Raw genomic sequence first — 12,439 nt, forward strand, 5'->3', positions numbered from 1 at the left:
AGCATTTTAGTTGGTAGTCTTGGTTAAGTACAGATAAGCATCTTCTAAGGAAGCCTCCACAGGTTTACCATCGGCTTTCTTGTCGTCAGAAATAAAGCGTACTGTTATGTCCTCCTTTTTACGAATCGTATTCACCACAATATGGTTCTCTTTGAAATTACTAATCTCAGACTTTGGTATATCTATTTCATAAACCTTGTCATCGAGACGTTCAACAATGTTTTCTGGATAATCTATAGAGATTAGACTTCCTGATTTCATAATTGCCACTTGATCAGCTATTGTATCAATATCAGAGACAATGTGTGAGGAGAGAATAACGATGCTTTTGTCGGCTAATTCAGAAATTAGGTTTCTGAATCTTACTCTTTCCTCAGGGTCAAGCCCAACAGTTGGCTCATCAAAGATTACTACTTTTGGTTCGTTCAAAAGTGCTTGTGCTATACCCACACGCTGTTTCATGCCACCGGAGTAACTGCCAATTGGTCGCTTAGCATTTTCTATTAAGTTAAGCCCCTCAAGTAGAAATTGAATTCTTGTTTTTAAGCCATCACCTCCGATACCCTTCATGGCAGCTATATAATTTAAGAACTCGTAGGCATTAAGGTTGGGATAAACCCCGAAGTCCTGAGGTAGGTAGCCTAGCTGTTCACGCATATAGTTGGGTTGCGCCAATATGTCTTGATCATTGAGCAAAATACTTCCTTCGGTGGGCTTGCTAATAGTGGCAATCATTTTAAGGAGAGTAGATTTACCGGCACCATTTGGTCCCAGAAGCCCTAGAATACCTTGATTAATGTTAATTGAGAAGTCTCGAAGTCCGTATTTGTCTTTCGAATACCGCTTACTTAATGCGTTTATATTAAGGTTCATTTGCTCTTTATTCTCTAATTATCTTGATCAAGTAAGATGATTTTCTCAGTAGTTACAAATGCAAGTGAGGAACGGTTAATGGTCAGGAAAAACGGGTTTAAAGGGGACTGATTTAGTGATTTTTGAATAGAATGGACGAACTTACTTTACGATAATTATTCTAGTAAATATTAAATTGATCGTAAATACTTTGCCATTGGTTTACTATCTAAATCGAAGGATTTGGATTCAATTTAATAGTTAGATATCAGAGACTAATAGAATTACTACCTGATCAATAAGTTATATATGAAAGCAGCAGTTTACACTCAATATGGAGGCCCTGAAGTACTAAGTCTGACCAACCTTGAAAGCTCCAAGCCTAAGAATAATGAGCTACTGATTAAAGTCGAGGCTACGACAGTTACGTCCGGTGATGTCCGTTTAAGGGCTTCCGATTTTCCAGCATTGTTTTGGTTGCCTGCCCGGCTAATGTTCGGCCTTTTTAAACCTAAGAAGAAAACGCTAGGACACGAGTTTTCTGGGATAGTAGAAGCTGTGGGAGTGGATGTTAATCAATTTAAGGTTGGTGATCAAGTGTTTGGTACTACAACAATGCTTAAGCATGGGGCATACGCAGAATATCTTTGTGTGCCTGAAAAAGCGAAACATTGTGTTTTATCTAAAGCCCCAGAAGGAATAGAATTAAAAACTGCCGCGGCAGTACCTATTGGTGCTATGACAGCTCTTTTCTTATTGGAAAAGGCAAAACTCAAGAAAACTCATAAAGTACTAGTATACGGTGCTTCAGGTAGTGTAGGAACTTATGCAGTGCAATTGGCTAAACACAAGGGAGCTGAAGTAACAGGAGTGTGTAGCACTGCCAATATAGATTTGGTGAGCTCACTAGGAGCGAGTAAAGTCATCGATTATATGAAAGAAGACTACACTTTAGACGGAGCTGTTTATGATATCTTTTTCGATGCTGTAGGTAAAACTCCTAAGTCTAAAGCCAAATCTGTATTGAAGAAGAATGGTTCCTATGTCTCCGTTAATATGATTACCTCAGAAAATGAAGAAAAGCTATTGGAGATAGTTCAAATGGTAGAGAATGGTGTGCTTAAGCCAGTAATTGATCGTGAATACTCGTTAGACCAAATTGTTGAGGCTCACAGATATGTTGACTCAGGCAGAAAAAGAGGAAATGTAATCATCGATATTAGTACTCAGCAAAAACAGTAAGTGTGAGCATTTGATGATGGAGAGCAGCTAAGTCCTTTTTTACTGGGCAAATTTCCCCATAGCTATAAAACCCGCTTATGCAGGTTTTTTCACCTAAGATATCGTGAGTTGCTTTTATTTCTTCTTCAATTCGCTGGTTAAATAATAGTTTTCGACCGATACAGCTGACCATAAGCGCTAATTCAGGTGGCTTAATAAGGTTTCGATTAGCCTCTTCGGCTGCTGTTTTTACTCCAAGTAAAAGATCGTCGAATCTTGCACGCATAAACTGCAGTTTAGTGCCAACGGAAACAGCTTCTCCAAGGGTAATTGATCCCTTCACCTCATCAATATTGAATACTGTTCGAACTACATAGTCTTCTGCGTTTGGTAGCCATACAGCTACTGGATAAAGTAGTGCGGTACCGGGTAAACCGTCCGCGTCATCTCCAAGAAATTGTTCATAAAGATCAAAAGGCCTTTTATCTTCTAGTTTTAGGATTTCTCTGCCAGATGATTCGGAAACAGTAAACGATTCGCCAAACTCGCTCCACCCGCCATGAGATCCAAAGCCAATGTTAATATGATCTCCATATAAGCCAATCGCTACTGCCATACGCTGGTCGATTTGTTCATTTAGCCCGACTAGTGTTTTTGAAAAATTAGCCCCATCACCAGCAAGGCCACCACTTATACTTACCCCAGTATCCAATACTTCATACATTCCACGAACAAGATCTGAACCATTGACGAGCCATCCATCACCAAAAACTAGAATATGCTTTAGGTTTGGCTTACTAAATGCTGATGCTAACTCGCGACCAAGTGCTTTACTTTGGTCTTTCCTTGTAAGGCTTTTAGCATGTACTTCAGTTGCTGTTTTGGAAAAAGAAATGGCTATTCCAGTTACTGTTTCCTCCTTCAATTCGGATAAATATATCTCTCCAGACGTTGAACAACTGATAATGTCTGTTTCTGGATATTGCTTCTGTACTGATTCTAACCAAGTTGCAGACTCCAACTTATTTCTTGAGGCGAATATCAATACAAAAGAAACCTCATGCTCAGTTGTAATATTTTGCTGAGAGTAGCTAATTTCATTTTCTTCGATCAGGAATTGATCTATATTCATATATCTGAACTGTTTACTTTAAAAATACTCAAGCTAGTTTAATAGCTAGGCTTTTATTGTGATAAATCGAAAGTCCATAGCGGTTTTACCTTTCAATAACACAAGTGGTGATATAGAGAATCAATACTTTGCAGATGGTATTGCTGAAGAAATTATCATTACACTAAGTAAGATTTCAGGCCTTAAAGTAACCTCACGAACATCTTCTTTTACCTATCGAGACCGTCAGATAGATGTAAGACATATAGGAAATGAATTGGGAGTAAGTACTATTTTGGAAGGCAGTGTAAGAAAGGCGGCTAATCGTGTAAGAATAGCTACTCAGCTGGTAAGAACAGACACAGGTTTTCAGATTTGGTCTGAGCGTTTTGATAGAGAATTAATAGATATTTTCGATCTCCAAGATGAAATTAGCCGTCTAATTGCCGATAAGATCAGAGAACATTTTGGGCACTTTGATATTCAAGATGACTTCAATACGCCTAAAACTATAAAAGCAGAAGCCTATCAGGCATATTTAAAAGGACGTTATTATCAACTACAATGGACCAACGAGAGTATTCAAAAGTCACAAGCTGCTTACAAAAAGAGTATCGAGATTGACCCGAAATACCCAATGCCTTACCTCGGTCTGAGCCAGAGTTTTGTGCATCATGCCGCTTGGAGTCAAGTGGATAGAATGAAGGGGCTTTATATGGCACAGCATTTTATAAGGCAGTTAGGTAATGACTTTGACCATTTGGCAGAATTCCATTACACAAAAGGCTTGTATGCTTTTATTGGTAACTGGAATTTTCAAAAGGCACAAAAACATTTGTCGGAGGCACTAAAGATAAAGCCTAATTATGCTGAGGCATTAGAGTTTCAAGCAGACCTATGCAATGTAGTAGGGGCATTTGATAAGTCAGAAGTTTTTATTAATCAGGCACTTTCGTTAAATCCCAATGCACTAAACCACCATTATACCAAGGCCATTGGTTATTACTTCGGTTCAAAATTTCGTGAAGCAATTAAGGCTCTAAATAACGCCTTGTCAATAATGAGCAATTGGCAGATGGCTTTGGAGTTAAAGGCACTCTGCTTTTTAATACTGTCCGATGAACCAGCGTTTAGAAGTACAGTAGCTTTGGCCAAAGAGTCTACAAGAACAGTCTTTTATGAGCTATGGCATGCATACCATGGTGGTGAGTCAAGCCAACTAGATGTCGCCAATACACATGACTTCTATATGGCAGTTCCCGTTTATCTGAAACTTTATAGTGGGTTTAAAACTGAAAGTGTTCAAAAACTCAAGGAAGGAATAGAACAAAGGGCTGGACAATTTTTAGGATTTCGCTATGACCCATTATTGGAACCATTACGTAAAGAATCTAGCTACAAGAATTTAGAGGAGCCATTTTTATCAATATCTATAGACAAAGAGGCACCAAAAGCAGTTTCAAGTATTGACATCGAGGTTCTTAATGAAAGTGAAGTTAAATCGTTCTCCCATTTGGTCGAACAGCTTATGAAAGAAGACAAGGTGTATATCGATACCCAGATGACCTTGCGAAGTTTGGCTGAAAAAATCGGTTTACATCCTAATAAACTATCTTGGTTAATCAATAAGAAGATAGGCAAGGGATTCAACGAGTACATTAACGATTATCGCCTTAAAGACTTTCAGGAACGTGCCGTTGATCCTAAAAACTGTCATTTGACGCTGTTAGGCCTTGCCTACGACAGCGGATTCAACTCTAAGTCAGTATTTAATGACTTTTTCAAAAAGAAGACAGGCAAAACGCCAAAGGCTTGGGTGAGGGAAAACAGTTGATAGAATCATTCTTTTTAGAACCTTCTATTATTCTTGAATTAAATTAGTAAACGTGAAACAGTTCGCACCCAAATCAAAACGAAACATACAAAGGATTCTTCCATTTGGTTTGATTTGGCTTTTAACCTCCTGGGTGTTTTTATTTACCGAATATGCAGCAGCGGGTATTCAGAGTGCAAATTTCAACGGTGTCATTGCCCTGAGTCCTGAAATAGTGGTTTTTTCATCTTTTGCTGTTTTTCTAGTTGGACTTGCGGTAGGTGTTTTAGAGGTGAGATTTTTTGGTAGACTATTTCAAAGGTATGCCTTAGGAAAGAAGATACTACTGAAATTCATTTTCTACTTGTGTTTCGCTCTAATAGTCATACTCATATTCTATCCACTGGCCGGGGCTATAGAAACCGGGAAAAGCCCCATACATCCGAATATCTGGAAGAAGTTTGGCATGTATCTTACGAGCATCAGCTTTGTTAGTACTATGGTTCAGATTTCCTTTTCGCTAGTTTGTAGTTTGCTCTATGCCGCCATTAGTGATAGCCTGGGACATAACGTACTGCTTAATTTCTTTACAGGTAAATACCACATGCCAACGCAGGAAGAGCGGATTTTTATGTTTTTGGATATGAGAGATTCCACTGGTATTGCCGAGCGCTTAGGACATAGGGAATATTTCAAACTCCTTAAACTTTACTATCAAAGCATGTCAGATGCGATTGTCAATTCATCAGGAGAGGTATACCAGTATATTGGCGATGAAGTAGTGGTTTCTTGGCCACTGAACAAAGGTTTAGCAAATGCCAGTTGTTTAAAATGTTTCTTCGGCATCAAAGCTAGCTTTCAAGAAAAATCTGAAAACTTCAAAAAAGAATTTGGGGTAATGCCCACCTTTAAGGCAGGGGTACATATGGGTGAAGTTACCACTGGAGAGGTAGGTGCTCTCAAAACCGAGATTGTGTTTACAGGTGATGTACTGAACACTACGTCTAGAATTCAATCCCTTTACAACGAGTTCAAGGCAGACTTATTAATAAGTCAAGCACTACATACCCGACTTAAAGATCCAAATACTTTTGGTTTCAAAGCGCTTGGTAGTTTGGAATTGAAAGGCAAAAAAAAGTCAGTGACTATCTTAGAAGTAACACGGTCATAATCTCATTTAAGCTTCTCAGGAACGGTTCTTACTGTTAAAAAGTCCTGATTTTCATTTAAACAATCCTCAAAGTGTAGTCCGGATGATTCCAAATCGTTCTTGTCGGTACTTCGAAAGAAAACGACAATGAAAATCAAAGACTTACTCTCGCTTTTTTGGCTAATCGGCTTTGTAAATATGGTGATTGCCGAAATTGTAACATTGGCTACGCCCAGACTGATTCAATACTCTATTGATTTGCTTGGGGGTACAAATTTTTCTTTACGACAATTACTCCTTCTCACCATTGCAATAGAGACTACTGTTGGCACCTATCTCATTATCAGGTTGCGTATGGGCAAAATTGGCCGGTTGAGTAATACTTTAAGCGCAAGTATTACGCTACTCTTCATTATTACTATAGGCGAAGCTACCCCAGGCTATTTGGTGTTCTCAATCATCGAGGCCATCTGCCTTTTAAGTCTGATACTGATCTGCCTGATAAACAATCCACAGGAAGTAAAAAAGTCCGGCATTTCACTTCCTAAGTCCTGAAAAAGAATCTCGGACGAATGAGGCACTCTACTTCCTCACCTTTGGAACATCAAACATTTTAAAAGATCAAAAACTATGAAAACAAGATTACAAACACTTATCGCACTAGCCCTACTAATTGTAATTAGCGCTTGCAGCAATGATGACACGCCCGCTCCACCAATAGCAGGGGAGTATACAACGGCTGAAGCTTTACTTCAGAAAACTGGATTTCAAGGTAGTATCCTGATTAGAAAGGGAGGGACTGATTTTATGAGAAAGGGTTTTGGAATGGCAGATGCTGAAGCTGGCGTTGCAAATGATCCTTCTTTAGTATACCGAATTGGTTCTATGACCAAAGCTTTCACCGCTATGGGTATTCTAAACTTAAAGAGACAGGGCTTGATTGAAAGCTTTGATCAACCGCTGAGCGATTTTGATGATGAGTTTCCTCACGGAGATAAAATCACGCTAAGACACCTGATAACACATTATTCAGGGTTGCCAGATTACATAGGAGTAGTTGAGGAGATTTATCGAAATCAGAACACCTATTTCGCACCAGAAGACATCTATGATATCATCAAAGAGTCGGCTGGAGAAGACGGTTTACTCTTTGAGCCCGGTAGCGCCTTTGCCTACTCTAACTCGGGTTACCTGATTTTAGGTTTGCTCATTGAAGAGATCACTGACATGGACTATAATGATTATATCAACCAAAATGTAATGACTCCCCTTGGCATGAGTCAAACTACTATTGGAGCTGATGATATTCAGGGAGCTGGTTTTGCTAAAGGTTACAAGAGTGGTGTTGAGGTAGCACCTTATTTAATGGAACTCGCTTTTAGCGCTGGTGAATTTGAGAGTACCATACCTGATTTAGAAAAGTGGGGTGATGCCCTGATGGGAAATAGCTTTCTTTCTGTTGATGAAAAGTCCGAATATTTCGCTGCCCCCTACACTGAAGACGACTTTTTTACTCCTGGTATGGGTTGGTTTACAATTAAGCTTGGCGGTACACTTGTGTACAATCATGGGGGAAACATTGATGGTTTTACTTCGATCATCGCATTGTTACCTGAGACCAACAGTATGATCATTATGCTTAGTAATCAAGAAAACTGGGCGCCTGTCAATGAAGTATTGGAGGCCCTTGTGGTCAACGAATTCTAATAGGTAAAATCAAAAACTCATTCTGATCCCTTAAGGAAACGACAACTGCCGGGTTATGGGTCTAATTATGGCCCGGCATTTTTTAAAAACTCAAAATACTGAAATATGAGAAGGATATTAGTCATAGTATGTATACTCACCTATTTTTTGGTAAATGCTTCGGCACAGGAAAAGATAGGTCAAACAATCCGTGGCACCATTACAGATGCGGATAATAAATCTGGACTTTATGGAGCTACAATCCATATTATTGGAAGTCAACCATTGAAAGGAGCGGTGACCGATTTTGAAGGCAATTTCAGAATTGAAAATGTTCCGAGTGGGAGGTATTCACTTCAAATGAGTGCCATGGGCTTTGAAAGCAGAGTAGTAGCTAATGTTATTGTAAATATTGGTAAAGAGGTAGTCCTGGAGCTATCCATGCAGGAGGCCATCTTGCAATTAGAAGAAGTTTTGGTAACAGCTTCAATAGAAGAAACTGCTCCTGAGGACCAAATGGTTCTCATTAGCGCCCGATCCATTACCATGGAACAAATGACCCGCATGGCGACTGGTTTTAATGATCCTGCATTGATTACAGCCAACTTTGCAGGAGTTATCAACACTGGAGACGGGGGCAACGACATTGTCGTCCGAGGTAATTCGTCCAAGTACAATCAATGGCGCCTGGAGGGGCTGCCGATTACTACGCCAAACCACTTTGGTGATCAAGGTATGCTCAATGGAACCACTGGTATTCTTAACAGCAACTTGCTTGCAAGCTCAGACTTTTATACAGGTGCTTTTGCTCCAGAATTTGGTAATGTAATAGGTGGAGTTTATGATATTCGTCTGAGAAATGGCAATAATGAAAGACAAGAAGCTATTGCTGGAATAGGCCTACTGGGTACGGATTTAACTTTGGAAGGGCCGTTGAAGAAAGGATACAAAGGCTCTTATCTGTTCAATTATCGCTACTCAACCGCAGATATACTTAATCAAATCGGTGCGCTGGATGTGGAGGGAAACCCAAAGTTTCAGGATGCTGCCTTCAAGTTGCACTTGCCTACCCGAAAGGCAGGCCTCTTTTCAGTCTATGCGTTGGGTGGTGTGAGCCGTTTGGATTTTGATGATGTAAAAGCCGATGACTGGAACATCCCTGGCACCTACGATATGCTTCCTGACATGCAAATCGAGTTTGATAAGAAATCTTACCTTTTCAATACAGGTATTCGTCATACTTATGCTTTTACTGATGATAATTATTTGGAAACGGCCATCTCCGCCACCTTTGATAGGATAGAAGATGTTGTCTCTAGAAACGACGGAGGATCACGCATACAAGCCTATAACTCTAACCTAAGAAGAGCTACCTATCGCACTAGTGCGGATTATCATCATAAGTTGAACGCTAAAAATAAAATACAGGCAGGACTCATCTACTCGCTATTCGATTATCAAAATTTTCAACAGCGTATGGAAACCGGAGACAGTCAGCCTTTTAACAACCTAAATTTTAATGAGAACATTGGCAACCTGCGCAGTTATATCTCATTGAAGCACCGTTTTACCCAAAAACTCACTATGGTGGCTGGTTTACATAATACGAATGTTTTCCTAGCAGATGAACATACTTTGGAGCCGCGTTTAGCCCTCAAATGGCAAATGAATAAAAAGAGCCGTTTAGATTTCGGGTATGGAAATCACAGCACCATGGAGGGTGTTAATCATTATTTCGCTCAGGTTACTGATGGTAACGACAACGTAACTCAACCTAATTTAGATTTAGGCTTACTCAAGGCTCATCACTTAGTATTTGGTTATAACTACAAGGTTAATTCGCTGTGGGATTTCTCTATTGAAATGTACTATCAGGATTTGTATGATGTACCAGTGGCAAATGATCTTAATAACATCTTTACCACTCTGAATGAAGATTTGGACGTAACCTTTACCGATCTAGTAAATGAAGGAACTGGTACCAACACAGGCATTGAAATTACTGTTAATAGAAGTTTTGCTAAAGGGTACTATTTTATGGCAAATGCCTCAGTATTTGAGTCTCACTATAAGGCTCTTGATGGGATAGAGCGTAGCACTCGTTTCGATAATGATTACCGTTTCAACATACTGGGCGGTCGCGAATTTACCGGTTTGGGCAAAAAAGGCAATCAGACCATAGCTGTAAACGCAAAGTTCTTTATGCAGGGAGGACAGAAAGTACTGCCACTATTAAGAGATGAAGCAGGCAACCTGTCTGTAGATCCTGAGAACAATCTTTTTTGGGATTATAGTAGGGCATTCCAGAATAGCCTAGAAGACTTGTATGCCCTTACGCTTTCTGCGAGTTTTAAATGGGATAAGAAATCAACTACCCATGAGTTACTAGTCAATCTCGAGAATGTAACTGACAACAAGGGGAAAATCAGAGAATACTATGATGCTGCAGAACCTGGAGGCGTTGGTTACACAAAACAGTTCGGTTTGTTACCCAACATTATGTACAAAATTTACTTCCGTTGAGTTATGAAAACTAGGATTATATGTTTGTCCATCTGCATAGTGACCACCCTTCTAACGCAGGAGGTTTCAGGTTGGGCACAAAATGAGAAGGGTGTTATGATAAGAAGAGTATTTCAAAAATATACTCAGGAAGAAGGTGTGAGAAACGCCTTCTTTCGAATGGAGTCTTCCAAGCAACAAATACCTATTGAATTTGTGTATGGTAAATTCAAGAGTGGTGACTCGGTGACAGCGAATACGCCTTTTTACACTGCTAGCATCGGTAAAACTTTCACTGCTACTGCTATTGGACTGTTGGTTGATGAAGGAGGGTTGTCCTTTGACGATTTCGCGATTGACCACTTAGGTGACTTAGTAAAGGGTTTATCTATGATAAACGGAGTGGACTACAGCGACAAATTGACTATTCACCACTTGTTAAGCCACACCTCAGGATTACCAGATTACTTTGAAGATCAGCCCGTGAAAGGGGTAAATATGATGCAAAAGTTGCTGATGGAACCAAATCGCTTTTGGGAACCTCAGGCCTTGATCGATTTTACAAAAGGTGCCTTTCAAGCACATTTTAAACCAGGTGATGGGTACCATTACACCGATACTGAATATGTATTGCTGGGTTTGATTATTGAAAAAGTATCGGGAATGCGTCTCTATGACTTCTTTCAAGAACGCATTTTCAAACCATTCTCATTGAGCCTAACCAGCATGAACTTACGCTCTGAACCAATTAAGAAACCAGATTTTCCTATGGCAGAAATATATGCGGGGCCTATGGAAATCAGTACCTACAGAAGTTTAAGTGCGGATTGGGCAGGGGGTGCGATCAGAAGTTCTGGGAAGGATCTGAATAGTTTTCTCAAGGCATTGGTTTCTGGAGAGGTTGTCAGTGAGGCCAATTTGGAAAAAATGAAGCAATGGACTTTTGAAAGTCAAGGCACTTATTATGGCTACGGCTTAAGGAAATGGGCGTTGAAAGAGCTTTCTTCTGATTTTCCAGAGTTTAGTCTGGTCGGCCATTCTGGTAGCACGGGAGCCTTTATGTACTATTGCCCTGAGCTTGATGTATATCTCAGTGGCACTTTTAATAACACTGATTTTCTACAAAAACACATACTATTTCTCACTGAAGTATTAACTGTAATTAGTCAAGAGACAAAATAATAGACAACATGAAAAAGAAGGTAATAGTAGCTGGAGCTTCTGGCTATCTGGGAAAGTATATTGTCAAAGAATTAAAATTCAGAGGGGTTTTTCTTAAAGCTATCGCGCGCTCTGGTGAAAAGCTCAAGAACTTGGGTCTTGATCAAAATGAAATTATCGAAGCTGAGGTTACCATGCCCGAAACACTGAAAGGCGTGATGAACTGGGCAGATGTAGTTATCTCTACGGTCGGCATTACACGCCAAAAAGATGGCCTTAGCTATATGGATGTAGACTATCAGGCGAATATGAACCTGTTGCACGAAGCTAAAATAGCCGGGGTCAGTAAGTTTATTTACATATCCGTCTTAGGGGGAGAACAAATGCGACATTTAAAGATTATGGCAGCCAAAGAACAGTTCGTGGATGCACTGAGGGTTTGGGGGCTTGATTATACAATTATCCGTCCAAATGGCTTTTTTTCCGATATGAAGGACTTTCTAGATATGGCTAAAAAAGGGAAAGTTTATCTATTCGGAAATGGGGAATTTAAGTTGAACCCTATACACGGTGCCGATTTAGCTAAAGTAATTGTTGATGCCATTGATGCAAATGAGAATGAAGTAGTGGTAGGAGGGCCAGATATCCTTACACAGAACGAAATAGCAGAACTGGCTTTAAACGCTTGGAAAAGACCAATAAAAATCAGCCACATACCTAACATGGTGAGAAGACTTTTGATTAAAGCCATGAGAGGATTGACTTCCCCTAAAACTTATGGGCCATATGAGTTTTTTTTAACAATGATGGCACAAGATAATGTTGCACCCAGACATGGTGTTCATCGGCTTGGGAATTATTTCCTCAAGGAAGTTGATTCATTATCAGATTAAAATAAGAGCTGCCTATTGGCAGCTCTTTAATTTAAAAACTGAAAAGAATG

General features: G+C 39.7%; 10 protein-coding genes. 8 read left to right on the forward strand and 2 right to left on the reverse strand.

The features are described from left to right. Positions 1-6: 6 nt before the first annotated feature. On the reverse strand, positions 7-873 hold the full coding sequence (locus JXQ92_RS12925) for an ABC transporter ATP-binding protein (RefSeq protein WP_421987039.1): 867 nt from the start codon (positions 871-873) through the stop codon (positions 7-9). A 288-nt stretch (positions 874-1,161) separates the two neighbouring features. On the opposite strand from JXQ92_RS12925, the gene JXQ92_RS12930 reads away from it, so the two are divergent. Further along, entirely contained in the window at positions 1,162-2,094 is a 933-nt protein-coding gene (locus JXQ92_RS12930; protein WP_421987040.1) for an NAD(P)-dependent alcohol dehydrogenase, read from the forward strand. Here JXQ92_RS12930 and JXQ92_RS12935 read toward each other — a convergent pair. Then, complete coding sequence (locus tag JXQ92_RS12935) at positions 2,072-3,205, reverse strand: FIST signal transduction protein (RefSeq protein ID WP_421987041.1); 1,134 nt, start codon at positions 3,203-3,205, stop codon at positions 2,072-2,074. The genes JXQ92_RS12930 and JXQ92_RS12935 overlap by 23 nt on opposite strands. A gap of 58 nt (positions 3,206-3,263) precedes the next feature. Between JXQ92_RS12935 and JXQ92_RS12940 the strand changes: the two genes are divergently transcribed. The 7 genes from JXQ92_RS12940 (at position 3,264) to JXQ92_RS12970 (ending at position 12,389) form a co-directional block, all read left to right on the forward strand. Beyond that, positions 3,264-5,018 carry a helix-turn-helix domain-containing protein gene (locus JXQ92_RS12940; protein ID WP_421987042.1) on the forward strand — a complete coding sequence of 585 codons (1,755 nt, stop codon included), beginning with the start codon at positions 3,264-3,266 and terminating at the stop codon, positions 5,016-5,018. 52 nt (positions 5,019-5,070) lie between these two features. Beyond that, positions 5,071-6,168, forward strand: coding sequence for an adenylate/guanylate cyclase domain-containing protein (locus JXQ92_RS12945; protein ID WP_421987043.1), 1,098 nt, complete (start codon positions 5,071-5,073; stop codon positions 6,166-6,168). 126 nt (positions 6,169-6,294) lie between these two features. Next, positions 6,295-6,702 carry a hypothetical protein gene (locus JXQ92_RS12950; protein WP_421987044.1) on the forward strand — a complete coding sequence of 136 codons (408 nt, stop codon included), beginning with the start codon at positions 6,295-6,297 and terminating at the stop codon, positions 6,700-6,702. A gap of 75 nt (positions 6,703-6,777) precedes the next feature. Then, positions 6,778-7,854, forward strand: coding sequence for a serine hydrolase domain-containing protein (locus JXQ92_RS12955; RefSeq protein WP_421987045.1), 1,077 nt, complete (start codon positions 6,778-6,780; stop codon positions 7,852-7,854). Positions 7,855-7,959: 105 nt separating this feature from the next. Continuing rightward, positions 7,960-10,356 carry a TonB-dependent receptor gene (locus JXQ92_RS12960; protein WP_421987046.1) on the forward strand — a complete coding sequence of 799 codons (2,397 nt, stop codon included), beginning with the start codon at positions 7,960-7,962 and terminating at the stop codon, positions 10,354-10,356. Positions 10,357-10,359: 3 nt separating this feature from the next. Beyond that, positions 10,360-11,517 carry a serine hydrolase domain-containing protein gene (locus tag JXQ92_RS12965; protein WP_421987047.1) on the forward strand — a complete coding sequence of 386 codons (1,158 nt, stop codon included), beginning with the start codon at positions 10,360-10,362 and terminating at the stop codon, positions 11,515-11,517. Positions 11,518-11,525: 8 nt separating this feature from the next. Continuing rightward, positions 11,526-12,389 (forward strand): SDR family oxidoreductase, encoded by an 864-nt coding sequence (locus JXQ92_RS12970; RefSeq protein WP_421987048.1) that lies wholly within the window; start codon positions 11,526-11,528, stop codon positions 12,387-12,389. Positions 12,390-12,439 lie beyond the last annotated feature (50 nt).

The organism is Roseivirga sp. (assembly GCF_049099775.1).
Lineage (GTDB): Bacteria > Bacteroidota > Bacteroidia > Cytophagales > Cyclobacteriaceae > Roseivirga.